Source organism: Burkholderia puraquae, assembly GCF_002099195.1.
Classification (GTDB): domain Bacteria; phylum Pseudomonadota; class Gammaproteobacteria; order Burkholderiales; family Burkholderiaceae; genus Burkholderia; species Burkholderia puraquae.
Map to the genome: position 1 here is coordinate 42,976 of NZ_NBYX01000031.1, position 25,212 is coordinate 68,187.

A 25,212-nucleotide genomic window follows, 5' to 3' on the forward strand; every position below is an offset into this window, starting at 1 on the left:
ATCAGACCCGATCGGACAGACGGCAGGATTCATCTTGAATACCGAACCGCAAAGTTCTCGTTACAGTCTCGGGCTCGCGGCGGAAGTGCTGGCGTCCGAGCAAAGCGTGCTGAGGCTGATCACGCGCAACACACCGCTGCCGGAGCTGTTGGTCGAAGTCTGCCGGCGTGCCGAGGCTTTGCTCGGCGACGGTGCGTCGTGCACGATCCTGCTGCTCGATATCGACGGCGTGCACGTGCACGTCGGCGCTGCGCCATCGCTGCCCGCCCAGTACAGCGCGGCGATCGAAGGCGCATCGATCGGGCCGGTGGCCGGCTCGTGCGGTACGGCGATGTACCTGCGCCGGATGGTCGCCGTCGAAGACATCGAAACCGATCCCCTGTGGGCCGACTACCGTGCCATCGCATTGCCGCTGGGCTTGCGTGCGTGCTGGTCGGTACCGTTCCTTGACGAAACGGGCACCGTGCTCGGCGCGTTCGCCGTCTATCACCGCACGCCGCGCCGGCCGAGCGACGAGGAAGCCGAACTGTTGCGCGATATCGGCAACAGTGTCGGCCTTGCGGTGCACCAGGACCGGATCGCGCGCCAGCTCGCGCGCAGCGAGGAACATCACCGGCTCGTGGTCAACAGCCTGAACGAAGGGATCCTCGTCGTGTCGCGCGACGGCGTCGTGGTCGCGAGCAACCCGAGCGCGAACCGGATGATGCGTGTGAAGGGCGACCTTGTCGGCCGCCGGCTGTCGACGGTGATCCTGCGCAAGCTGCACGAGGACGGCACGCCGATCGCGCCCGACGACTGGCCGAGCCGGCGCGCGCTCGAGACGGCCACGCCGATGCTCGGCTACACGGTCGGCTTCGGCCTCGCGGACGGCGACATCATCTGGGTGCGCGGCAACGCGGTGCCGATCGTGAAGCCGGGGGAGAAGCAGGCCGACTCGGTGCTCGTGTCGTTCAACGACATCGGCCCCGTGCGCGAAGCGCAGCAGCAGTTGCGCTACCTGGCGACGCGCGATGCGCTGACGGGCCTCTACAACCGACGCTGGCTCGGCGACCGCATGCGCGAGCTGTTCGGCGGGCGCGATGCGGCGGGCGGGCCCGCGCGCGTCGCGATCCTGTTCATCGATCTCGTCGGCTTCAAGAAGGTCAACGACACGGCCGGCCACGACGCGGGCGACGCGCTGCTGCGCAGCGTCGCCGCGCGGCTCGCGGCCTGCGGCAGCGGCCAGTACGCACTCACGCGCGTCGGCGGCGACGAGTTCGTGATCCTCGTCGACGATTGCGACGATCCCGACCGGCTCGCGGTGCTCGCGCGCGAGGTGATCGATGCGATCGCGAAGCCGTTCGCGATCGCGAACAACGAATACTGGCTCGGCGTGTCGATCGGGATCAGCGTCGCGCCGCGCGACGGCGACGATGCCGTCACGCTGATGCGCAATGCCGATTCGGCGATGTACGACGCGAAGCAGCGCGGCCGCAACCACTTCACGTTCTTCACCGCGCAGCTCAACCTGCGGCTGCAGCGCCGCTTCGCGATCGAGCAGTCGCTGCGGCGCGCGGTCTCGTCGGACATGCTGCGGCTCGCGTATCAGCCCGTCGTCGATGCGCGCAGCGGCCGCACGGTCGGTGCCGAGGCGCTGCTGCGCTGGACGAGCCCCGAGCTCGGGCCGATGTCGCCGGCGGAGTTCATTCCGGTCGCGGAAGATACGGGGCTGATCGTCGCGATCGGCCAGTGGGTGCTCGAAACGGCGTGCCGGCAGGCAGCCGAATGGCGCCGCACGATCGCGCCCGACCTGATGCTGGCCGTTAACCTGTCGCCGCGGCAGTTCCACGAAGGGCTCGTCGAATCGGTCGATCGCTGCCTCGCGCAGACGCAGCTCGATCCGTCCGCGCTCGAGCTCGAGATTACCGAAGGACTGCTGATGAACGACACGGACACCGTGCTGCCGATGCTCGAGGCGCTCACGGACATGAACGTGCGGATCTCGGTCGACGACTTCGGCACCGGCTATTCGTCGCTCGCGTACCTGAAGCGCTTTCCGCTGCACAACCTGAAGGTCGACCGCTCGTTCGTGTCGGGCGTGCCCGATCATCACGACTCGGTGGCGATCACGCAGGCCGTCGTAGCGATGGCCCATTCGCTTGGGATGAAGGTCACGGCCGAAGGCGTCGAGACGCAGGCGCAATCGTGGTTCCTGCAGCAGATCGGCTGCGACATGCAGCAGGGCTATCTGTTCAGCCGCCCGCTTGACCCGGGCGACTACGCGCGCCGGCTCGGCGCCGCGTGAGCGCGGCGCGCGTTCGGCGTTCGGCGTTCAGTCGACGCGCGGCGCGCCGAAACCGCCCGGGAGCGGCGTCGTCGGCGTCGCATCGATCTCGACGCGGTTCTTGCCCTCGTGCTTCGCGCGATAGAGCGCGCGGTCGGCCGCTTCGATCAGCACGGTCGTCGGCAGGCCCGGTATCGGCACGATGCTCGCGCCGCCGATGCTGATCGTCACGGTGTTGCCCGTCGACGAATGTGCGTGCCGCAGCCGCAGTGCCTCGACCGCGAGGCGGATCTTCTCGCCGAGCAGCCGCGCGGCGCCCGGCGACGTGGCCGGCATCACGACCGCGAATTCCTCGCCGCCGAAACGCGCGGCGAGATCGCCCGACTGGCCGAGACACCGCTCGATGGTCGACGCGATCTGCTTGAGCACGCTGTCGCCCGATACGTGGCCGTACGTGTCGTTGTAGAGCTTGAAGTTGTCGACATCGATCATCAGCAGCGACAGCTCGCTGCGCTCGCGCGTGCCGCGCCGCCATTCGGCGGCGAGGTATTCGTCGAGATAGCGCCGGTTCGACAGCCCGGTCAGGCCGTCCGAATGCGTGAGGCGCCGCAGTTCGAGATTGGCTTCGAGCAACTGCTGCTGCGATTGCCGCAGCGCGCGATAGGCCTCGTCGCGCTGCAGCAGGTTCATGTACGAGCGCGAGTGGTAGCGCACCCGTGCGACGAGCTCGATGCGGTCGGGCAGCTTCACGAGGTAGTCGTTCGCGCCGGCCGCGAACGCGGCGCTCTTGATCACGGGCTCTTCCTGCGTCGACAGCACGATGATCGGCACGTCGCGCGTCGCCGGATTCGTCCGGTACGCTTTCACGAGGCTCAGCCCGTCGGTGCCGGGCATCACGAGATCCTGCAGGATCACGGTCGGCCGCGTCTCGATCGCGGTGGCCATCGCGTCGTCCGAACGCGGGCAGTAGTGGAAATCGATGCCTTCCTCGTTGACGAGCGCACGCCGCACGGCCTCCGCGACGATCGTCTGGTCGTCGACCAGCAGCACCATCGCCGGCACGTCGTTGGGCGGCGTGTAGGGGCCGCCTGGCGGGCGAGTCAGGTCAATGGTCATGGTCGATGCGGGTTGATGCGGTTGTTGCAGCGGCAGGCATGGCTGTTGCGCGTGTTCATCGTCGGGCTCAGATTCTCGCGAGCGCCGCCAGTTCGCCCGCGATGCGCCCGAGCGGCAGGATCGCGCGCGCCGCGCCGAGCGTCGCGGCGGCCTTCGGCATGCCGTACACGGCGCTCGTCGCCTCGTCCTGCGCGATCGTATGGTAGCCCTTCATCCGCAGTGCCTTCAGGCCGATTGCGCCGTCGCGGCCCATCCCCGTGAGCAGCACGCCGATCACGCGGCCGGGCCAGTGCTCGGTCAGGCTGTTGAAGAACACGTCGACCGACGGGCGATACGGCGTGGCGGCCGGCTCGCGCGTGTATTCGAGGGTGCCGGCGCGCGTGATGCGCAGGTGGTCGTCGGTTGCGGCGAGCAGCGCGACGCCCGGCTGCGGGCGGTCGCCTTCGCGCGCGACGCGAACCGCGAGCGGCGTCTGCCCATCGAGCCATTGCGCCATGCCTTCGGCGAACGCGCGGTCGACGTGCTGCACGATCACGATCGGTGCATTGAAATCGGCCGGCAGGCCGCCGAGGATCGACGCGAGCGCGCCTGGGCCGCCGGCCGATGCGCCGATCGCGACCAGCGGGCCGCCGCCGGTGCGCGGGGCCGTGCCGGCGAGGCGCGAGCTGCCGGGTGCGTCGAGCAGGCGGCCGATCTGGTCGATCTTCGCGAGCAGCAGCCGGGTCGTGTCGCCGGCCGAGCCGTCGCCGAGCCGCGGCGTATCGACCGCGTCGAGCGCGCCGGCGCCCATCGCCTCGAACACGCGCCACGCATTCGCACCGATGCAACTCGTCACGATCAGGATCGCGCACGGTCGTTCGGATCGCATGATCCGCCGCGTCGCTTCGATCCCGTCGAATTTCGGCATGATCAGGTCCATGAGCACGACGTCGGGCGGCTGCGCGGCGCACAGTTCGACGGCCTGCGCGCCGTCGGTCGCGACCCACAGCACACGGTGCTCGGGCCGTCGCGCGATCGCGCGGCGCATCGCCTCGACGGCAAGCGGGAGGTCGTTGACGATGCCGATGTTCACAAGCGGAATTCTCCGGTCGGTTCGTAATGTTGGAGGGGGGCCGGGTTCATGGAAGGGGCTGCCTGTTCGGCGCTGCCGCGCGGCATCGGCGGCCGGGCGGCACGGCATTCTTTTGGGTTGGCGACGCCCGCATGCTGTCATGCGGCGCGGGCGGCGGCAATCGAAAAATTTGCGCATGATGCCGTTTCAGTGCGTTTCCTCTATGACTGTGCGGTGTTGGCGGAGGGCCGGGGAACCGGGCCGGCGCGCGCGTGCCTGCCCGACCACGCGGATTCGGCACGGCAGGCCGCGGAAGCAGGCATGTTACCGTGGCGGCTTCGAAAAATAGAAAGGAAGAAGATGGCCGCGCCCGACACCGTACTCGTCAGCCGCGACCCGTACGCGCCGATCGTGACCGAGCGCGACGGCCGGTTGCGGTACCGGATCTACATCGAGAGCGGACACGCGTCGTTCTACCGCGATTTTCCGGTCGAGCCCGACGCGGTGCGCGTGCTGCGCGACGACGCCGAGCGTTACTACTTCCTGTTCGCGGCGCTTCACCATCCGTACCAGCTGAGCGCAACGAACCTGTCCGACGCGGAGCGCGAACGTACCTTCAGCACGATCCTGTTCGCCGGCCGCGACGAAGTCGAAGCGTTCATGACGGAACTCGACCGCGCCAGCAATGGCGCGGTCGCGAACCTGCTGAGGATCTTCACGCAGGCCGACTACCGGCAACTGCGTGCGGGCCGGTGGTTCGACATCGGCGCCGGCACGCCGGCCGCGTAGCGCCCGCGCAAGCCCGTCGCCCGCTTCAACGGGCGCGAGCGGAAACCGGCCGCGCACCGGCTGCGCGGCCGCGCCGTCAATGGCTGCGCGCGTACCCCTGGATCAACGCGCGCATCATGCCTTCGACCGTCGCGTCGCGCAGGTCGCCTTCCTGCTCGGCCTCCTCGACGAGCGCGGCATACGCGGTCGCGAGCGTCACGCGATCGACCTCCTGGCGTTGCTCCATCAGCGTCACCATCCCGTCCTTCGCCAGATGAGCGGAGAACGCACGGCTGCCGATGGTCTGGAATACGTCAATCATGGCGGCTCTCCCGTCCGTTGCCGATGCTTTCCAGTGTAGTCGGCGCACCGGGGCTCCGCCACGCGCGGCGGCCCGTCGCACGCCGCGCGCGGGGCGGGAATCCACGTGCCACGCGCGGCGTGCCCGCACCGGCCGGCCGACCGCTGATTCGTCGGATGAAACACAAACGACACATGGCCCGGGCACGGTGTCCGCTCGGTTCAACGTTTACCCGAAGCAGCAAATTGTCGACTTTTTATCGATAAAGTCTCGTGCTAGATTTCGCCGTCAGAGCCCGGTCCAAACCGGGCGGGCGGCGCGTTGCCACGGCGCCGGGCGTTCGACACAAGGAGGAGCAATGCTGGTGCTGATTGGGGTGCCGATCGTCGTGATCGGTTTTGCGCTGCGCTTCAATGCGCTGCTGGTGGTCACGATCGCGGGGCTCGCGACGGGGCTGGCGGGCGGGCTGAATCTCGTCGACATCGTCAGCGCGTTCGGCAAGGCGTTCACCGAAAACCGCTACATGGGGCTCATCTGGCTGACGTTGCCGGTGATCGCGCTGCTCGAGCGCAACGGGCTCAAGGAGCAGGCGAAGCGGATGATCTCGCGCGTGCAGGCAGCCACCACCGGCCGCGTGCTGATGCTGTACTTCGTGCTGCGCCAGGCGACCGCCGCGCTCGGCCTCACGTCGCTCGGCGGCCATGCGCAGATGGTGCGGCCGCTGATCGCGCCGATGGCCGAGGCCGCCGCCGTCAACCGGCACGGCGAGCTGCCCGAATCGGTGCGCCAGCAGATCCGCGCGCATGCGTCGGGCGTCGACAACGTTGCCGTGTTCTTCGGCGAGGACATCTTCATCGCGATCCAGTCGATCCTGCTGATCAAGGGCTTTCTCGAACAGAACGGGATCTCCATCGAGCCGCTGCACCTGTCGGTGTGGGCGATCCCGACCGCGATCGCCGCGCTGCTGATCCACTGCACGCGCCTCGCGCTGCTCGACCGCCGGCTGGCGCGCGGCTTCGGCCTGCTGGCGCAGGAGGGCGCGCGATGATCGGCCTCGAATCGCTGTACACGCTCGCGGGGCTGATGTTCGCCGCATTCGCATACTTCAACCTGACCGACCGCACGAACCCGCGCCGCGCCGTCAATTTCGCGTTCTGGGCGATTTACGCGGTCACGTTCCTGTTCGGCGCGCTGCTGCCGCATTTCGTGACGGGCTGCCTCGCGATCGCGCTCGCGGTGATCGCCGGCTCGGGCAAGCTCGGGCGCGGCAAGTCCGAGGAAGCCGGGGAAGCGGCGGCGGTGCGGCGCGAAACGCTCGCGCAGCGTTTCGGCAACAAGCTGTTCCTGCCTGCGCTGCTGATTCCGGTCGTCACGCTGATCGGCACGTTCGCGCTGAAGCGGGTGCCGTTCGTCGACCAGAAGAGCGTGACGCTGATCTCGCTCGTGCTCGGCACGCTCGTCGCGTTTGCCGCCGCGCTCGCGATGCTGCGCGATTCGCCCGTGCATGCCGTGAAGGAGGCACGCCACACGATGGACGCGGTCGGCTGGGCCGCGATCCTGCCGCAGATGCTCGCGGCGCTCGGCGCGCTGTTCGCGGTCGCGGGCGTCGGCGGGGTGGTGTCGGGGCTCGTGAAGGACTGGGTGCCGATCGATTCGCCGTTCGCGGTGGTCGCGGCCTACACGGTCGGCATGGCGCTGTTCACGATGATCATGGGCAACGGCTTCGCCGCGTTCCCGGTGATGACGGCCGGCATCGGCCTGCCGCTGATCGTCCACCAGTTCCACGGCAACCCGGCGATCGTCGGCGCGATCGGGATGCTGAGCGGCTTCTGCGGTACGCTGATGACGCCGATGGCCGCGAACTTCAACATCGTGCCGGCGGCGCTGCTCGAACTGAAGGACAAGAATGGCGTGATCAAGGTGCAGTGGCCGACGGCCGTGCTGCTGCTCGCCGTGAACACGCTGCTGATGTATGCGTTCGCATTCCGCTTCTGAGAGATGCCAATGACCGATCGACTCACGCCCGAACTTGCCTCGAAATTCGCATCGCTCGCGCTCGCGCACCTGACCCGCGAATATCCGAACAAGCTCACGCATTCGCTCGCCGGCCCGCAGGACGTGCAGGGGCCGCGCGCACTTCACCCGATCTTCTACGGCAGCTACGACTGGCACTCGTGCGTGCACGGTTACTGGCTCGTGCTGCGCGTGCTCGAACGCTACCCGGCATTGCCGGAGGCCGAACGCATCGTCGCGATCGTCGATGCGCACTTCACCGACGCGAACGTCGCTGGCGAGCGCGCGTATCTCGCGCTGCCGCACAACGCCGGCTTCGAGCGGCCGTACGGCTGGGCGTGGCTGCTCGCGCTCGCCGCGCAACTCGAGCGGCTCGCGCTGAAGGGCGCGCTGCCGCAGGCCGCGCGCTGGGCGAAGACGATGGCGCCGCTCACCGACCTGTTCGTGTCGCGCTTCGAGACCTTCCTGCCGAAAGCGACTTATCCGCTGCGCGTCGGCACGCACTTCAACACCGCGTTCGCACTCGCGCTCACGCTCGACTTCGCGCGCGACACGCAGCGCGACGGGCTCGCGGCGCTGATCGTCGATACCGCGAAGCGCTGGCACCTGAACGATGTCGCGTGCCAGGCGTGGGAGCCGTCGGGCGACGAATTCCTGTCGCCCGCGCTGATGGAGGCCGAGCTGATGCGGCGCGTGCTGCCGGCCGCCGAATTCGACGGCTGGTTCGCGCGCTTCCTGCCGGATCTCGCGCGCGGCGAGCCGGCGACGCTGTTCGAGCCGGCGACGGTCAGCGATCGCAGCGACGGCAAGATCGCACACCTCGACGGGCTGAACCTGAGCCGCGCGTGGTGCCAGCGTGCACTTGCCGGCGCGCTGCCGGAAGGCGATGCGCGACGCGCAAAGCTGCTCGATGCGGCTGACCGGCACCTCGCGAGCGCGCTCGCGCACGTGGCCGGCGACTACATGGGCGAGCACTGGCTCGCGACGTTCGCGTTGCTCGCGCTGGAGGCGTAGCGCGCGAGACCCCACGGGCGGCAAGGTCTTCGGCGCGCGGCTATACTCGCCGCTCGGGTTGCATCGCGCTGCTTGTGTTGCGCGATGCAGCCATCCATCCGTTCGCTGCCTCGCCATGGACAAGCTCATTTCCTACGTCGCTGCGATCCACGGGCTCGCGGGCCCGGTGCAGATCGTGTCGCATGCGACGTCGCACGACCGCTGGACCGACGACGACGTCGAGGTCACGCGCGACGAAACCGAATACCGCTTCGACAACGGCGCGATCGTGCGCCGCTCGGTCGAGCAGGATCGCGCGCCGTCCGACCTGCTGTGCGCCGAATGCTGGATCGACTACGACGTGCTCCGCCATCCCGATGCGCAACCGATCGGCCCGGCGCGGATGACGTTCGACAACGCGTGCCGCGAGACTTTCTGGCTGCGTTACCACCTGGCTTGACCGTTTCAATGCATGAGCGCGTAACGGCATGAACGCGCGCAACTGCATCAACCCGGCGGAACGCCCTCGGCCGCATGCAACAGCGGCGCGAGCCGCGTAGCCGCTTCCCGCATCTTCGGCACGTTCTCCAGCAAGTCGTTGAGCGTCGCGCGCGCGGTCGGCGCATGCACGGCGAGTGCCGCGAGCACGCGGCCACTCGCGGCATCCTTTACCGGCACCGCAACCGCCACCATTCCGCGCACGAATTCCTCGTTGTCGATCCCGACGCCGCGCGCGGCGAGCCGGTCGAGTTCGGCCGCGAGCAACTGCGCGTCGGTCAGTGTCCGGTAGGTCATCTTCTTCAGCGTGAGCCGCGCGAGCATCGCGTTGCGCTCCAGCGCATTCATCTGCGACAGGAACAGCTTGCCGCTCGCCGTGCAATGCAGCGGCACGCGCATGCCGGGCCGCATCTCGAGCCGCAGCGGCTCGGTCGTCTCGACGCGTTCGATGTACAGCACCGTGTCGCCGTCGAGCACGGTGAGGTTGCAGGTCTCGCCGAGCACGTCGACGAGCGCGCGCAGCACCGAGCGGCAGCCGCGCGTGAACGTATTGTTCGACAGCGCCGCGAGCGCGAACTGCGCAGCGCGCGGGCCGAGTGCGATGCCGCGGTCGTGGCCGCGCGAGTCGGGCATGTGAATCACGTAGCCGCGCGTTTCGAGCGATTCGATCAGCCGCAGCAGCGTCGCCTTCGGGATATGCAGCCGCGCGGCGAGCTGCGACAGCGTGTACGGCTGGCCGGCCGCCGCGAGCGCTTCGAGCACCGCGAGCGCGCGCAGGACGCGCGCGTCGTCGGCAGGCGCGCCATCGGGCGGCGCGGGGGCGGGTTCGCGCATGTGTCTCCTCCGTCGGGATCGGCGTGCGTCCCGGGATGGTGTGTGCGATGGAAATGAAACGAATTGAACGGTTTTTGTACCACATTCGCGGCGTGGACAATAAATCGGCTTGTATGCGTTCCGTGTGCTCCATAAATTTGGACAAAACATACCGGATTTTTCCAATACCCCGGAACGGAGACACGGAATGACACGCAGCTTCGACTATGTCGTGGTCGGTGCGGGATCGGCCGGTTGCGTCCTCGCCAACCGGCTGTCCGACGGCGGCCGCCATACGGTGTGCCTGCTGGAAGCCGGCCCCGCCGACCACTCCATGTGGATCCACGTGCCGATCGGTTATGGCAAGACGATGTTCCACCCGGTGTACAACTGGGGCTTCCACACCGATCCCGATCCAAACATGCACAACCGCCGGCTGTACTGGCCGCGCGGCCGCACGCTCGGCGGCTGCAGCTCGATCAACGGGCTGATCTACGTGCGCGGGCAGCAGCAGGACTACGATCACTGGGCCGCGCTCGGCAATCGCGGCTGGAGCTGGCAAGCGTGCCTGCCGTACTTCCGCAAGCTCGAACACAACACGCTCGGGGAAGGGCCGACGCGTGGCACCGGCGGCCCGCTGTGGGCGTCCGCGATCCGGCAGCGGCACGAGCTCGTCGATGCGTTCGTCGCCGCGTCGAACCGGCTCGGCGTTCACACGGTCGACGATTTCAACACGGGCGACCAGGAAGGCGTCGGCTATTACCAGCTCACCACGCGCAACGGGCTGCGCTGCTCGACGGCCGTGGCTTACCTGAAGCCCGCGCGCGGGCGGCCGAACCTGCATGTCGAAACCGATGCGCAGGCGCTGAAGGTGCTGTTCGACGGCGCGCAGGCGTCCGGCGTGCGCTACGTCCGGCATGGCAAGGTTCATGACGTGCGTGCGTTGCGCGAGGTGATCCTCGCGGCCGGCGCGCTGCAGTCGCCGCAACTGCTGCAGGTGTCGGGCGTCGGGCCGGCCGCGCTGCTGAACCGGCACGGGATTCCGGTCGTCGCCGATCGCGCGGGCGTTGGCGAGAACCTGCAGGATCACCTGCAGATTCGTCTGATCTACGAAGTGACGAAGCGGATCACGACCAACGACGAACTGCATTCGTGGGCCGGCCGCGCGAAGATGGGGCTGCAATGGGCGCTGTTCCGCGGCGGCCCGCTTGCGATCGGCATCAACCAGGGCGGGATGTTCTGCCGGGCGCTGCCGGACGAATCGGCGACACCCGACATCCAGTTCCATTTCTCGACGCTGTCGGCCGATTCGGCGGGCGGCAGCGTGCATCCGTTTCCCGGCTGCACGTATTCGATCTGCCAGTTGCGGCCCGAATCGCGCGGCACCGTGCGAATCCGCACCGACGATGCGCGCGACGCGCCGTCGATCCAGCCGAACTATCTCGACACCGAGCGCGACCGCCGCACGACGGTGGCCGGCGTGCGCTTCGCGCGCCGCGTCGCGGCCACCGAGCCGATGGCGCCGCTGATGAAGCGCGAGGTGCGGCCAGGTGCGGACGCGCAGACGGACGACGAGCTGCTCGAGTTCTGCCGGGAATACGGGCAGACGATCTTTCATCCGTCCGGCACCGCGAAAATGGGCGTCGCGAGCGATCCGCTCGCGGTCGTCGACGAGCGGCTGCGGGTGTACGGCACGCGCGGGTTGCGCGTGGTCGACTGCTCGATCATGCCGACCCTCGTGTCGGGCAATACCAACGTGCCGATCGTGATGGTGGCCGAAAAGGCATCCGACATGATCCTCGACGACGCACGCGCGGCCGATCGCGGCCACAGCGTCGCGCCGGCCGCCGAGGCGCTCGCGTAGGGCCTCGCCACGCATCAACCCGCGTGGCCCGTGCGCCTGCGCCCGGACGGCCGCCGCGCGTTCATCGATGCCACCGCCGGCACGGCGCCGGCGGGGCAGGTTGCGGCGCATCCTTACCTGGAGAAGCTCGCATGGCAATCGATTCCCGGGTCGTCCGACGCGTGGCCGCGGCCAGCGTGATCGGCGCGACCGTCGAGTGGTACGACTTTTTCCTGTACGGCGTGGTCGCCGGCATCGTGTTCGACAAGCAGTACTTTCCGGCCGGCGACGCGTTCGTGTCGACGATGCTCGCGTATGCGACGTTCGCGGTCGGCTTCGTCACGCGGCCGCTCGGCGGCCTGCTGTTCGGCCATCTCGGCGACCGCGTTGGGCGCAAGTCCGCGCTGATCCTGACGATGCTGATCATGGGCGTGTCGACGGCCGGCGTCGCGTTCCTGCCGACCTACGCGCAGATCGGCATGTGGGCGCCGGTGCTGCTGCTGACGCTGCGCGTGCTGCAGGGCATCGGCCTGGGCGGCGAGTGGGGCGGCGCGGTGCTGATGGCGTACGAGTATGCGCCGCCGCACCGGCGCGGGCTGTATGCGAGCCTGCCGCAGATCGGGCTCGCGATCGGGCTGTGCCTCGCGGCCGGCGTCGTCGCGGCGCTGTCGCGCGCGTTGCCCGATGCCGCGTTCCTCGCGTGGGGCTGGCGCGTCGCGTTCGCGGCGTCGCTGCTGCTCGTCGCGGTCGGCTTCTACATCCGCACGCGCGTGGCCGACACGCCCGAGTTCGTCGCGCTCAAGCGCCAGCGGCGCGACACGAAGCTGCCGGTCGTCGAGCTGCTCGGCAACTATCGGCAGGCGATCCTGCTCGGGATGGGCGCGCGCTATATCGACGGCGTGTTCTTCAACGTGTTCGCGGTGTTCTCGATCGGCTACATGACGCGCAACCTGTCGATCTCGCGCGGCGACGCGCTGCTCGGCGTGATGAGCGCGGCCGTCGTGATGTGCGGGTTCATCCCCGTGTTCGGCAGCCTGTCGGACCGGCTCGGCCGCGCGCGCGTGTACCGGTGGGGCGCGACGCTGTGCGGGCTGTCGGTGCTGCCCGCGTTCTGGCTGCTGCAGACGCAATCGGCGAACCTGCCCGCCGTATGGCTCGCGCTGGTGATCCCGTTCGGGATCTTCTACGCGATGGCGTACGGGCCGGAGGCCGCGCTGTTCGCGGAGCTGTTCGACGCGAACGTGCGTTACACGGGCATCTCGTTCGTCTACCAGGTGTCGGGCATCTTCGCGAGCGGCCTGACGCCGATCGTCGCGACCGCGCTGCTGCGCGTGAACGGCGGTGCGCCGTGGCTCGTCGGGGTTTACGTGATGTTGTCTGCACTCCTGTCGATCGTGTCCGCGCGGGCGATCGAGAAGCGCGGCGGCGTGGCGGAAGTCGCGGTGCGCGCGATGTGACGGCGGAAGGGGCGGGGCGTGCGGCCGTATCGGCGGCCCGGTCTTCTGGCGGTGTCGCGCCTGCGCCGCCGATCCTTGCTGACCGACCCCGTCTGCCGGTCGCCCGCTGTCGCCCGCCGTTCGTCGTCCCGGTCGCTGGTCCAAGCGAATCCGGTCCACTGGCCCTACCTGCGAAAAAACGGCCTGCCTACACTTTCCTCGACGGATCGCCGCATTGAAGCATCTGCACACGATCGACCCGAAGAGAACGATCAGGAGACAGGCATGACCAACAGGCAGTCGGCAGCATTCGCCCGCGCGGCGAGCGCGCGCCCCGCATCAGTCAGTCGAATCGCCTCGTGCGCCCGGTGCGGCGCGGCAGGCAAGCCCGCGTCGGAGGGCTGATCATGTCGACCCCATCCATCGAACGCACCGCGAGCGGCTTCGCCGGTAGCCGGTCGAACGATACGCGTTACGACCCGACCTACGATCCGCTCGTTTCGCCGGGGCCCGGGTGCGGCAGGCAGTACGCGCCGACCTACTGGGTCGCGACGGCCGGCACTCCGCCACCCGACGACGGCCCCGTCACGCGCGATCTCGATGTCGACGTCGCGATCATCGGCGCCGGCTACACGGGCCTCGCGACCGCGCTGTGCCTCGCGCGGGACCATGGCATCCAGGCCGTCGTGCTCGAAGCCAACCGCACGAGCTGGGGCTGCAGCAGCCGCAACGGCGGGCAGGGGCAGAACGCGTCGGGCCGGCTGTCGCGCTCGCAGTGGATCGAGCGCTGGGGCAAGGACGTCGCGCTGAAGATGCACGACGAGATTCTCGAAGGCTTCGAGAAATTCAAGTCGCTCGTGTCGGAAATCGACTGCGATCCGCAGCCGGGCGGCCATTTCCTGATCGCGCACCGTCCGCGCATCATGGCGAAGCTCGCGGCCGAGGCGAAGGTGTGGAAGGACGTGTTCGGCTATCCGTCCGAGCTGCTGAGCGCGGAAACCTTCCGCCGCGAATTCATCAACGACCACGAGGCGGCCGGCGCGCTGCACGAGCCGGAAGGCATCGGCATCCATGCGCTGAAGCTCGCGTTCGGCTACTTGCGCCTGGCGCGCGAAGCCGGCGCGAAGGTGCATACGAGCAGCCCCGTGCTCGGCTTCGAGACGATCGACGGCGTGCACCACCTGCGCACGCCCGGCGGCGTCGTGCGGGCCCGCGCGGTGGGCATCGCGACCGGTGCGTACACGGCGCAGACGCTGCATCCGTCGCTGCGCAGCAAGGTGATGCCGATCCTGTCGAACTCGATGGTTACGCGCCCGCTCACCGACGCGGAGATCGACGCGTGCAATTTCCGCACGACGCAGGTGCTGACCGATACGCGTACGCTGCGCTTCTACTACCGTTTCCTGCCGGATCGCCGCCTGCAGATCGGCAGCCGCAGCGCGATCACCGGTGACGATGCGCCGAACCCGCGCCACTTCGAATTGCTGAAGGAAGGGATGGCGCGCAAGTTTCCCGCGTTGCGCGGCGTGCAGATCGATTATTCATGGTGGGGCTGGGTCGACGTGAGCCACGACATGATGCCGCGCGTGTGCCAGCCCGATCCGCGGCAGTCGGTGTACTACGCGCTCGGCTACGGCGGCAACGGCGTGTCGTACTCGCAGCAGGCCGGCCGCCGGCTCGCCGAGCAGATCGCGGGGAAGGGCGCACGCCAGACGCTGCCGATCTTCACGTCGCCGCTGCCTGGCCACCCGTTCGCGCCGTTCCGGCGCCTCGGGCAGCGGATGCTCTACCTGTCGTACTTCAGGAACGACGAAAAGCCCTGAACGCAGTGCGCGTCGCCCGGCGTAACGCAACGCGCGCCGGGCTGTCCAACACGATAAAAGCAACAGAAATCCGTGCGGCCGGGGCTGCAGGCGCCCCTGCACGCGCCGTCGCCGGCGGCGCCCGCGCTCACCCGACGGTGGCGTGCGGGCGGCGCCGGACAACTGGATATGGAGAAGACATGCAACCCTCGAATCAGAGTGACCTGAAGTGTGGGCTCAAGCAGCGCCACATGACGATGATCGCGCTTGGCGGCGTGATCGGTGCCGGGCTGTTCGTCGGCAGCGGCGTAGTGATTCAGCAGACCGGGCCGGCCGCAATCCTGTCGTTCCTGATCACCGGCGGGCTGGTCGTGCTCGTGATGCGGATGCTCGGCGAGATGGCGTGCGCGATGCCGGCCGTCGGCTCGTTCTATGAATACGCGCGGCTCGCATTCGGCAACTGGCGTGGCCCCGGCAAGATGGCGGGCTTCCTGACCGGCTGGATGTACTGGTATTTCTGGGTGATCGTCGTCGCGCTCGAAGCGGTGGCCGGCGCCAGGCTGATCCAGTTCTGGCTGCCCGATACACCGGCGTGGATCATCAGCCTTGCGCTGCTGGTCGTGCTGACGCTCACGAACCTGATCTCGGTCGGCAGCTACGGCGAGTTCGAGTTCTGGTTCTCGTCGATCAAGGTCGGCGCGATCATCGTGTTCCTGTTCCTCGGCGGCCTCTACGTGCTCGGCCTGTGGCCCGCGTCGATGCACACGACGGCCGTGCTGCCGACGCTGCTCGGCCACGGCGGCTTCATGCCGCTCGGCATCGGGCCGGTGATGAGCGGGGCGGTCGCGGCGACCGGCTTCTACTTCGGCGCGGAAATCGTCACGATCGCGGCGGCCGAGGCCAAGGAACCCGCGAAAGCCGTCGCGAAGGCCACCAATTCGGTGATCACGCGCGTGCTGGTGTTCTACGTCGGCTCGGTGGCGCTCGTCGTCGCGCTGGTACCGTGGAATTCGCATCAGATGGCCACGCCGTACGTGAGCGCGCTCGAAGTGATGGGCCTGCCGGCTGCCGCCAACGTGATGAACGCGATCGTGCTGACGGCCGTGCTGTCCGCGCTCAACTCGGGCCTCTATGCGGCGTCGCGGATGCTGTTTGCGCTGACCCGCCATGGCGACGCGCCGGCCGCGCTCGCGAAGGTCAACAAGCGCGGCGTGCCGGTGCGCGCGATCCTGCTCGGCACGGTGTTCGGCTACGTGTCGGTCGTGATGTCGTACGTGTCGCCCGACACCGTGTTTGCGTTCCTCGTCAATTCGTACGGCACCGTCGCGTTGTTCGTGTACGTGCTGATCGCGTTCTCGCAACTGCGCCTGCGCAAGCGTCTCGACCCGGTCGCCGCCAGCAAGCTGCGTGTCAGGATGTGGGCGTATCCGTACCTCACCTGGGTCGCGATCGTCGGCATGGTCGGCATCCTCGTCGCGATGGCGTTCATCCCGGACCAGCGCAAGCCGCTGTGGCTCGGCGTTGCAAGCCTCGGTGTGCTGGTCGTCGCGTACGGGCTGACGCGCCGCAGCCGCCGCGAGCATCTCGACGACAGCGAACTGCTCGCCTATCCGCCGCGGTAATGCGCGGTCACGCCTGACGCCGAAGGCCCGGCACGCAAGCCGGGCCTTCGCGCATGCGGCTGCCGGCCCGATCCGGTGGATTGTTCGCGCAACTATCGGGCCGACCGATAGCACCGATCAGAGGATGCGACTTTATGTCGGCCGCGTGCCGGCATAGCATGGATGAACCGATTCACGGGTGCACCCCGGCGGGGCGCGCCCTCATCCGCGAACGAGGACAGACGATGGAACATCGGGCACGCGAGCGCGACGAGCAGGCCGAGATCAAGACGACGACGTGCTACATGTGCGCATGCCGCTGCGGCATCCGCGTGCATCTGCGCGACGGCGAGGTGCGCTATATCGACGGCAATCCCGCACATCCGCTGAACCAGGGCGTCATCTGCGCGAAAGGTTCGTCGGGCATCATGAAGCAGTACTCGCCCGCGCGGCTCACGCAGCCGCTGATGCGCAAGCCGGGTGCCGAGCGCGGCGACGCGCAGTTCGAGCCGGTGTCGTGGGACGTCGCATTCGACGTGCTCGAAAAGCGCCTCGCGCACCTGCGCGCCACCGACCCGAAGCGTTTCGCGCTGTTCACGGGCCGGGACCAGATGCAGGCGCTCACCGGCCTGTTCGCGAAACAGTTCGGTACGCCGAACTATGCGGCGCATGGCGGGTTCTGCTCGGCGAACATGGCGGCCGGGATGATCTACACGATCGGCGGCTCGTTCTGGGAGTTCGGCGGGCCCGATCTCGACCACGCGAAGCTGTTCTTCATGATCGGCACCGCGGAAGACCATCATTCGAATCCGCTGAAGATCGCGCTCGGCAAGTTCAAGCGCGCGGGCGGCCGCTTCATCGCGATCAATCCGGTGCGCACCGGCTACGCGGCGATTGCCGACGAATGGATCCCGATTCGCCCCGGCACCGATGGCGCGCTGTTCATGGCGTTGATGCACGAGCTGATCGCGCGCAACGCGTTCGACCTCGAATTCGTGTCGCGCTTCACGAACGCGGCCGAGCTGGTCGACCAGCGCGACGGCGCCGATACGTTCGGGCTGTTCGTGCGCGACGCCGGCGCGCCGGAGGTCAATGCGCTGTATCCGCAGAACCGGATGTGGTGGGACACGAAGACGAACCGCGCGGTGCTGCATCACACGGATGGCGCCGAACCGGCGCTCGACGGCCGCTATGTGCTCGACGACGGCACGCCCGTCGCGCCGTCGTTCACGCTGCTGCGCGAGCAGGTGGCCGAGTGCACGCCGGAATGGGCGGCCGACATCACCGGCATCGCGGCCGACACGATCCGCCGCCTGGCCCGCGAGATGGAGACGGTCGCGCGCGAGCACGCGATCGAGCTGCCGGTGCGCTGGACCGACTCGTGGGGCAAGGAGCACGAATCGGTGAAGGGCGTGCCGATCGCGTTCCATGCGATGCGCGGGCTCGCCGCGCATTCGAACGGCTTCCAGACGATCCGCGCGCTTGCCGTGCTGATGTCGCTGCTCGGCACGATCGACCGGCCGGGCGGGTTCCGGCACAAGGCGCCGTATCCGCGCGCGGTGCCGCCGTCGGCGAAACCGCCGAACGACCCATCCCAGATCAGGCCGAACACGCCGCTCGCCACCGGCCCGCTCGGCTGGCCGGCCGGCCCCGAGGACCTGTTCGTCCATCCGGACGGCACGCCCGCGCGGCTCGACAAGGCGTTCTCGTGGGAATACCCGCTCGCGGTGCACGGGCTCATGCATTCGGTGATCACCAATGCGTGGCGCGGCGATCCCTATCCGATCGACACGCTGCTGATTTTCATGGCCAACATGGCATGGAATTCGTCGATGAACACGACGGAAGTGCGCAAGATGCTGGTCGACAAGCGCGACGACGGCGAATACCGGATCCCGTTCCTCGTCGTGTGCGATGCGTTCGCGTCGGAGATGACCGCGTTCGCCGACCTGATCCTGCCCGACACGACCTACCTCGAACGGCACGACGTGATGTCGGTGCTCGACCGGCCGATCTCCGAATTCGACGGGCCGGTCGACTCGGTGCGCGTACCGGTCGTGCCGCCGACCGGCGCATGCAAGCCGTTCCAGGAAGTGCTGATCGAGCTCGCGAGCCGGCTGAAGTTTCCGGCTTTCACGACGGCGGACGGGCAGCGCAAGTACCGCGACTATCCGGATTTCGTCGTGAACTTCCAGACCGCGCCCGATTCGGGCACCGGCTTCCTGATCGGCTGGCGCGGCAAGGACGGCGACAAGGCCGTCGTCGGCGAGCCGAACCCCGACCAGTGGAAGCGCTATGCCGAGAACAACTGCGTGTACCACCACCGGCTGCCGGAGCCGCTGCAGTACATGCGCAACTGCAACGGCCCGTACATGCAGTGGGCGGTCGACAACGGGATGCGCAAGTTCGGTGTGCCGATCGTGATCCAGCTCTATTCGGACGTGATGCAGAAATTCCGGCTTGCCGCGCAGGGGCGCACCTCGGGCCGCCAGCCGCCCGACCATCTGCGCGAGCGCATCGCGCGCTATTTCGACCCGCTGCCGTTCTGGCATCGCTCGCTCGAAAGCGGGCTGACCGATGCGAGCCGCTATCCGCTCGCGGCGATCACGCAGCGGCCGATGGCGATGTACCACTCATGGGATTCGCAGAACGCGTGGCTGCGGCAGATCCACGGCGAGAACCACCTGTTCGTGAACCCGGTGACGGCCGCCGCGCAGCAGATCGACGACGGCGCGTGGATTTACGTCGAATCGCCGTGGGGCAAGGTGCGTTGCCGTGCGCGCTACAGCGAGGCCGTCGAGCCCGGCACCGTGTGGACGTGGAACGCGATCGGCAAGGCGGCCGGCGCGTGGAACCTCGGGCCGCAAGCGGGCGAGTCGCAGCGCGGCTTCCTGTTGAACCACGTGATTACCGACGAGCTGCCGGATGCGGCTCGCGGCGGTACGCGGATGTCGAACTCCGATCCGGTCACGGGGCAGGCCGGCTGGTACGACGTGCAGGTGCGGATCTATCCGGCCGAAGCCGATGCGGCCACGACATTGCCGCAGTTCGCGCCGATGCCGGCACTGCCGGGCACGCCGCGCGTGCTGCAGCGCGTGCAGGCGTATTTCGCGGGAACCGGCGCATTCGCCGCGCGGGTGCGGCGCGCGACGTCGGCCGGCCCGAAGTCTGAAGATCGCTGATCGAAGGAGCGCAACCATGACCCAGATGGCCCTCGTCATCGACCTGAACGTGTGCGTCGGCTGCCATGCCTGCGTGACGAGCTGCAAGGAATGGAATACGTCGGGCGAAGCCGGCAGTCTCGCCGATCTGCGCCCGTACGACGACGATCCGTCCGGCACGTTCTTCAACCGCGTGCAGACCTACGAGGCGGGCGTGTTCCCGATGACCGACACGATTCACTTCCCTAAATCGTGCCTGCACTGCGAGGATCCGCCGTGCGTGCCGGTATGCCCGACCGGCGCGAGCTACAAGCGCAAGTCGGACGGGATCGTGCTGGTCGACTACGACAAGTGCATCGGCTGCAAGTACTGCGCATGGGCGTGCCCGTACGGCGCACGCGAGCTCGACGAAGGCCGCAAGGAGATGACGAAGTGCACGCTGTGCGCGGACCGCATCGACAACCAGGCGCTGCCCGAACGCGACCGGAAACCTGCGTGCGTGCTCGCGTGCCCGACGTCGGCGCGGTTGTTCGGCGACGTGCACGATCCCGAATCGGACGTGTCGCGCGCGATCCGCGAACGTGACGGCTACGCGCTGATGCCCGAGTGGGGCACGCGGCCGTCGAACCATTACCTGCCGCGCGTGAAGACCGAAGCGTCGTGCGGTTGCGGGAGTAGCGGCGGGTGTGGCAGCGGCTCGAACGGCCGCGGCGAGGGCGATTCATTCGAGGCCCGCGCAGCGCGTGGCGACATCGATCTCGTGTCGCTTGCGACGCAGCGCTGAGCGCAACGCCCTTCACTCATACGAAAAAACGGAGTTCCCATGCGCCCAGCCTTTTCGGTCGTATTCCTCACCACGCTGTGCGGCGCCGCACAGGGCCTGCTGCTGACACTTGTGATCGTCGAGGCGCTCACGCGCGCGGCGGGCATCGATATCGCTGCGTCGTTCTACGTGACCGGCGCTGCACTGTCGGTCGTGCTTGGCGCGCTCGGCTTGCTGGCGTCGTTCTTCCATCTCGGCCACCCCGAACGCGCATGGCGCGCGATCGCGATGTGGCGCACGTCATGGCTGTCGCGCGAATGCATCGCGCTGCCGGTGTTTCTCGCATGCGCGTTCGCGTATGGCGCGGCACACCTGTTCGGCTGGCCCGGCACGTTGCTGATCGGCGCGGCAGGTGCGCTCGCGAGCATCGCACTGTTCGTGTGTACCGCGATGATCTACGCGTGCCTGCGCTTCCTGCAGGAATGGGCGAGCCCGCTGACGCTCGTGAACTTCGTGCTGCTCGGCTGTGCGTCGGGCTGCACGCTGGCCACGGCTTGCGCCGCGTGGCTCGCGCCGGCGCTGGTCGGCCGGCTCGCCGTGGCAGCCTGCGTGCTGACGCTCGCGGGCTGCGTGGCGCGGCTCGCATCGCTCGCGCGCAATGCACGGCTGCGGCCGAAGTCGACCGTGCAGAGCGCGACCGGGATCCGCCACGCGAAGGTCGAACAGAAGTCGCGCGGCTTCACGGCCAGCGCGTTCAATACACGGGAGTTCTTTCACGGGCAGGGCAACGGCACGCTGCGCGCGGTGAAGGCAGGCTTCCTGGTCGGAGCGTTCGCGGTGCCGTTCGTGCTGACCGGCGCGCTCGCGCTCGCACCGACCTCGGCCGCGGCGGCTGTCGCGCTCGGCGCGGCGTTCGTGATCCAGTATGCAGGGCTGGTCGCGGAGCGCTGGTTCTTCTTCGCGGATGCGCGGCATCCGCAGAACATCTACTACCAGCGCGCGTCATGACGTCGCGTATGCGCCGCCGCGCTGTGCCGGAACTAGAACGTTGCCGCGAGCGCGCGTGCCGCCTCCTGCAGGCGCGGCACGTGGTCCAGCAGCCGCGACAGCGGCGCGCGCGACACGGGCGCATGTACCGCAACCGCGGCGATGCACGTGCCGTCGTCGCCAGCGATCGGTGCCGCGATGCACACGATACCCGCGACGAATTCCTCGTTATCGATCGCCACGCCCTTGTGCGCGGTGCGGTCGAGTTCGGCTTCGAGCAGTTCGGGATCCGAGATCGTGTTCGGCGTGTAGCGCGGCAGCGCCAGTGCGCGCACCAGCGCGGCACGTTCGTCGCGCGGCAGCAGCGCGAGCAGCAGCTTGCCGCTGGCGCTGCAATGCGCGGGCACGCGCGAGCCGGGTTTCAGGTCGAGCCGCAGCGGCCAGTCGGCCTCGACACGGTCGAGATAGACGACTTCCGTGTCGTGCAGCGCGGTCAGGTTGCAGGTTTCGCCGAGATCGGCGACGAGCCCCTCGAGGATCGCATGACGCAGCCGGCGCGCGCCCGCATGCAGCATCACGCCGGTGCCGAGCCGCGCGAGGCGCGGGCCGATCGCGTATGCATTCTTGCGGCCTGGCTCGCGAATCACGAGGCCGCCGGCTTCGAGCGACGCGAGCATCCGGTGCAGCGACGCCTTCGGGATATCGACGTCGCGCGCGAGATCGGCGAGCGACACGGCATCGCCGGCCTGGACGAGATGTTCGAGCAGCGCGAAGGCGCGCAGCGTGGGCGTATCCGCGGGCAGCATGGCAGGCGTTCCGGAAACTGGATTGCGGCCATTGTACCGAACGGCCCGGCGGGCCCGCTGCACGGGGTTTCGGGCGCGGCAAGCCGGCACAAAGTTTCCGCGATGGAACGAATCGTTCCGTAAACACGATTGGCGCGGGCGCGACGATCGATGCCTGCACGATAAGCAACGACAGGAGCGCAACGCAATGGATGGGGTGGCGAACAAGCCGGACTGCATGGTGCCGGTCCGCGAACGGTTCGGGTTCGATTCGGACCTGATGGTGCCGGCGTTCAGCACGCGCGACGATCATGTGCCCGATATCGACGACGCATACCGATTCAACCCGGACGTCACGCTCGCGATCCTCGCCGGCTTCGCGCGCAACCGCCGCGTGCTCGTGCAGGGGATGCACGGCACCGGCAAGTCGACGCATATCGAGCAGGTCGCGGCACGGCTGAACTGGCCGTGCGTGCGCGTGAACCTCGACGGTCACATCAGCCGGCTCGATCTCGTCGGCAAGGATGCGATCGTCGTGCGCGACGACGTGCAGGTGACCGAATTCCAGGAAGGGATCGTGCCGTGGGCGCTGCAGCGCCCGGTCGCGCTGATCTTCGACGAATACGATGCGGGGCGTCCCGACGTGATGTTCGTGATCCAGCGGATTCTCGAACGCGACGGCAAGTTCACGCTGCTCGACCAGAACCGCGTGATCCATCCGCATCCGTCGTTCCGGCTGTTCGCGACCGCGAACACGGTCGGGCTCGGCAACCTGAATGGCCTCTACCACGGCACGCAGATGCTCAACCATGCGCAGATGGACCGTTGGAACGTGGTCGCGACGCTCGACTACCTGCCGCGCGACGAGGAGATCGGCATCGTGCGTGCGCGCGTGCCGGAACTCGCGGGCGAAGCCGGCCGCCCGCTGCTCGAATCGATGGTGAGCCTCGCGGAGCTGACCCGCAACGGCTTCGCGACCGGCGACCTGTCGACGCTGATGTCGCCGCGCACGGTGATCAACTGGGCCGAAAACTGCCAGATCTTCCGCGATCCGGCACTCGCGTTCCGGCTCACGTTCCTGAACAAGTGCGACGACGCAGAGCGGCCGGTCGTCGCCGAGTATTACCAGCGCTGTTTCGGCGAGGAACTGGCGGTCGCGTCGCGTGCCGGCGGTGGCGCGCCGGGAGCCGGGCGGTGAGCGCCGATCGCGACGCCGCGCGCCGCGCATCGGCGCGCGAAGCGCTGGGCGCGTCGACCGTGCGTGCGCTGACGCGCGATGCGGCGCTGCATTACCGCGCGGGCCGCGTGTGCCGCGACCTGCGGCCGCTGCCGATCCATGCGCCGCACCTGCGCGCACCGGCCGCCGACGACGATCTCGCGTCATGGCGCGGCGCGGCCGACGGCACCGCGCTGCGCATCCTGCATTCGGATGCGGACCTGCATCGCACGCTGTCCGGCGACGATCCGGTCGAACGCGTGCTGTTCGACATGCTCGAGCAACTACGCTGTGAATCGCTCGCGCCGCCTGCCATGCGCGGCGTCGTGCAGAACCTGCGTCATCGCTTTGAAACCTGGTCGCGCGCGTTTCACCGGTCGGGGCAGGCCGATACGCATGTCGGGATCCTCGTGTACACGGTCGCGCAGGTCGCGTGGTCGCGGCTGACGGGCTGGCCGGTGCTCGACGAAACGGAAGACCTGATCGAAGCGTCGCGCGCGGCGATCGTGCCGGAGATCGGCGTGCAGATCGCGGGGCTCAAGCGGTGCCGGCACGATCAGCGCGAATTCGCGGAACACGCACTGGCGCTCGCGAAGCGCATTGCTTCGATGATCCGCGACGCGCGCGCGGCCGTCGTCGAAACGGCGACGGAAGACGCCCGCGAGCAGGACGATGCCCTGACGCATTTCTCGCTGTGGGTCGATTTCGACGAGACGGGCATCGACCTGCCGGCGCTCGTGGAGACGGGCGACAGCGTCGTGCTGCATGGCGGCGACGCCGTCTACCGCGCGTACACCACGCGTTACGACCGCGAGCTCCGGCCGGCCGCGCAGATCCGTGCGGCACTGCTGCGCGAATATCGCGACCGGCTCGACGCGCAGGTCGCCGCGCAGCGGATCAACGTCACGCGGCTCGCGCGCGTGCTGCGCGCGGCGCTCGTCGTGCCGCAGGCCGACGGCTGGTCGTTCGGTGAGGAGCATGGCCACCTCGACGGCCGCCGGCTCGCGCAACTCGTCAGCTCGCCAGCCGAACGGCGGTTGTTCCGGCTCGAACGCGTGCGGCCGCATGCCGACTGCGCGCTCGCGTTCCTGATCGACTGCTCGGGGTCGATGAAGACGTGGATCGACGGCGTCGCGCTGATGGTCGATACGCTGGCCCGCGCGGGCGACGCCGCCGGTCTCGCAACCGAAGTGCTCGGCTTCACGACGCTCGCATGGAACGGCGGCCGCGCGCGGCAGGACTGGCTTGCGCGCGGCAAGCCAGGTCATCCGGGCCGGCTCAACGAAACCGGCCACCTGGTGTTCAAGGACGCGGACACGCGCTGGCGGCATGCACGCACGGGTATCGCTGCGCTGTTCAAGGCTGACCTGTTCCGTGAGGGTGTCGACGGCGAAGCGGTCGAATGGGCGTGTGCGCGCCTCGCGGCGCGGCCGGAGGCGCGCAGGATCCTCGTCGTGATTTCGGACGGCAGCCCGATGGACGGCGCGACGGCGCTCGCGAACGATCCGTTCTACCTCGACAACCACCTGAAGCAGGTGGTCGCGCGCCAGGAGGCAGCCGGCCGCGTCGAAGTTCTCGGGCTCGGCGTCGGGCTCGATCTCGGCCCGTACTACCGGCACCGGCTCGCGATCGATCTTGCGTCGGCGCCGGACATGAAGCGGCTCGTCGAAATCGCGTGCTGGATCGGTGCGCGGCGGTGAAACAGGCGACGACCTGCAAGGGGAACGAGGGGACGTGTACGTGTACGCGTCGCGGCTGAATGCCGGGCGCAGGGCCGTTCGATTCGGCACGCGTGCGGCGCC

Annotated in this window: 20 protein-coding genes; 15 read left to right on the forward strand and 5 right to left on the reverse strand. The window is 68.5% G+C overall.

Features of this window, described 5'->3' with window-relative positions; genetic code table 11:
- Positions 1-34 precede the first annotated feature (34 nt).
- Complete coding sequence (locus B7G54_RS34515) at positions 35-2,284, forward strand: putative bifunctional diguanylate cyclase/phosphodiesterase (RefSeq protein WP_085043179.1); 2,250 nt, start codon at positions 35-37, stop codon at positions 2,282-2,284.
- Positions 2,285-2,311: 27 nt separating this feature from the next.
- On the opposite strand, the gene B7G54_RS34520 is transcribed toward B7G54_RS34515, so the two are convergent.
- On the reverse strand, positions 2,312-3,379 hold the full coding sequence (locus B7G54_RS34520) for a response regulator (RefSeq protein WP_085043180.1): 1,068 nt from the start codon (positions 3,377-3,379) through the stop codon (positions 2,312-2,314).
- Positions 3,380-3,446: 67 nt separating this feature from the next.
- Positions 3,447-4,451, reverse strand: coding sequence for a chemotaxis response regulator protein-glutamate methylesterase (cheB, locus tag B7G54_RS34525; RefSeq protein ID WP_085043181.1), 1,005 nt, complete (start codon positions 4,449-4,451; stop codon positions 3,447-3,449).
- A gap of 339 nt (positions 4,452-4,790) precedes the next feature.
- On the opposite strand from cheB, the gene B7G54_RS34530 reads away from it, so the two are divergent.
- Positions 4,791-5,219 (forward strand): hypothetical protein, encoded by a 429-nt coding sequence (locus tag B7G54_RS34530; protein ID WP_085043182.1) that lies wholly within the window; start codon positions 4,791-4,793, stop codon positions 5,217-5,219.
- A 76-nt stretch (positions 5,220-5,295) separates the two neighbouring features.
- On the opposite strand, the gene B7G54_RS34535 is transcribed toward B7G54_RS34530, so the two are convergent.
- Complete coding sequence (locus tag B7G54_RS34535; protein WP_085043183.1) at positions 5,296-5,520, reverse strand: hypothetical protein; 225 nt, start codon at positions 5,518-5,520, stop codon at positions 5,296-5,298.
- A gap of 337 nt (positions 5,521-5,857) precedes the next feature.
- Here B7G54_RS34535 and B7G54_RS34540 point away from each other — a divergent pair, with 337 nt between their 5' ends.
- The 4 genes from B7G54_RS34540 to B7G54_RS34555 all read left to right on the forward strand — a co-directional run bounded on the left by B7G54_RS34540 (position 5,858) and on the right by B7G54_RS34555 (position 8,965).
- On the forward strand, positions 5,858-6,547 hold the full coding sequence (locus tag B7G54_RS34540) for a DUF969 domain-containing protein (protein WP_085043184.1): 690 nt from the start codon (positions 5,858-5,860) through the stop codon (positions 6,545-6,547).
- The gene (locus tag B7G54_RS34545; protein WP_085043185.1) at positions 6,544-7,494 is read left to right on the forward strand and encodes a DUF979 domain-containing protein; all 951 of its coding nucleotides are present in this window, start codon (positions 6,544-6,546) and stop codon (positions 7,492-7,494) included. Before B7G54_RS34540 ends, B7G54_RS34545 begins: the two co-directional genes overlap by 4 nt.
- Positions 7,495-7,503: 9 nt before the next feature.
- On the forward strand, positions 7,504-8,526 hold the full coding sequence (locus B7G54_RS34550) for a DUF2891 domain-containing protein (RefSeq protein ID WP_085043186.1): 1,023 nt from the start codon (positions 7,504-7,506) through the stop codon (positions 8,524-8,526).
- Positions 8,527-8,641: 115 nt separating this feature from the next.
- Entirely contained in the window at positions 8,642-8,965 is a 324-nt protein-coding gene (locus B7G54_RS34555) for a hypothetical protein (RefSeq protein ID WP_085043187.1), read from the forward strand.
- A 47-nt stretch (positions 8,966-9,012) separates the two neighbouring features.
- Here the strand turns inward: B7G54_RS34555 and B7G54_RS34560 are convergent, their stop codons facing one another.
- Positions 9,013-9,837, reverse strand: a complete 825-nt coding sequence (locus tag B7G54_RS34560; RefSeq protein ID WP_085043188.1) for an IclR family transcriptional regulator — start codon at positions 9,835-9,837, stop codon at positions 9,013-9,015.
- Between the two features lie 187 nt (positions 9,838-10,024).
- Between B7G54_RS34560 and B7G54_RS34565 the strand changes: the two genes are divergently transcribed.
- The 7 genes from B7G54_RS34565 to B7G54_RS34600 all read left to right on the forward strand — a co-directional run bounded on the left by B7G54_RS34565 (position 10,025) and on the right by B7G54_RS34600 (position 21,430).
- Positions 10,025-11,680 (forward strand): GMC family oxidoreductase, encoded by a 1,656-nt coding sequence (locus B7G54_RS34565; RefSeq protein WP_085043189.1) that lies wholly within the window; start codon positions 10,025-10,027, stop codon positions 11,678-11,680.
- Between the two features lie 131 nt (positions 11,681-11,811).
- On the forward strand, positions 11,812-13,116 hold the full coding sequence (locus tag B7G54_RS34570) for an MFS transporter (protein WP_085043190.1): 1,305 nt from the start codon (positions 11,812-11,814) through the stop codon (positions 13,114-13,116).
- A gap of 386 nt (positions 13,117-13,502) precedes the next feature.
- Positions 13,503-14,918 (forward strand): NAD(P)/FAD-dependent oxidoreductase, encoded by a 1,416-nt coding sequence (locus tag B7G54_RS34575; RefSeq protein WP_085043191.1) that lies wholly within the window; start codon positions 13,503-13,505, stop codon positions 14,916-14,918.
- Positions 14,919-15,097: 179 nt separating this feature from the next.
- Positions 15,098-16,519 carry an amino acid permease gene (locus tag B7G54_RS34585; protein ID WP_085043192.1) on the forward strand — a complete coding sequence of 474 codons (1,422 nt, stop codon included), beginning with the start codon at positions 15,098-15,100 and terminating at the stop codon, positions 16,517-16,519.
- Between the two features lie 224 nt (positions 16,520-16,743).
- A complete protein-coding gene (locus B7G54_RS34590; protein WP_085043193.1) occupies positions 16,744-19,680 on the forward strand; it encodes a molybdopterin oxidoreductase family protein in 2,937 nt (978 codons plus the stop codon).
- Positions 19,681-19,696: 16 nt separating this feature from the next.
- Positions 19,697-20,443 carry a 4Fe-4S dicluster domain-containing protein gene (locus tag B7G54_RS34595; protein ID WP_085043194.1) on the forward strand — a complete coding sequence of 249 codons (747 nt, stop codon included), beginning with the start codon at positions 19,697-19,699 and terminating at the stop codon, positions 20,441-20,443.
- 39 nt (positions 20,444-20,482) lie between these two features.
- On the forward strand, positions 20,483-21,430 hold the full coding sequence (locus B7G54_RS34600) for a dimethyl sulfoxide reductase anchor subunit family protein (RefSeq protein WP_085043195.1): 948 nt from the start codon (positions 20,483-20,485) through the stop codon (positions 21,428-21,430).
- Between the two features lie 32 nt (positions 21,431-21,462).
- Here the strand turns inward: B7G54_RS34600 and B7G54_RS34605 are convergent, their stop codons facing one another.
- Positions 21,463-22,215: an IclR family transcriptional regulator gene (locus B7G54_RS34605; protein ID WP_085043196.1), complete on the reverse strand. Its 753-nt coding sequence runs from the start codon at positions 22,213-22,215 to the stop codon at positions 21,463-21,465.
- 187 nt (positions 22,216-22,402) lie between these two features.
- Between B7G54_RS34605 and B7G54_RS34610 the strand changes: the two genes are divergently transcribed.
- Together B7G54_RS34610 and B7G54_RS34615 are read left to right on the forward strand one after the other, a co-directional pair.
- Positions 22,403-23,392: an AAA family ATPase gene (locus tag B7G54_RS34610; RefSeq protein ID WP_085043197.1), complete on the forward strand. Its 990-nt coding sequence runs from the start codon at positions 22,403-22,405 to the stop codon at positions 23,390-23,392.
- A complete protein-coding gene (locus tag B7G54_RS34615) occupies positions 23,389-25,110 on the forward strand; it encodes a cobaltochelatase CobT-related protein (protein ID WP_085043198.1) in 1,722 nt (573 codons plus the stop codon). The genes B7G54_RS34610 and B7G54_RS34615 overlap by 4 nt, the downstream gene beginning before the upstream one ends.
- Positions 25,111-25,212: the final 102 nt, after the last annotated feature.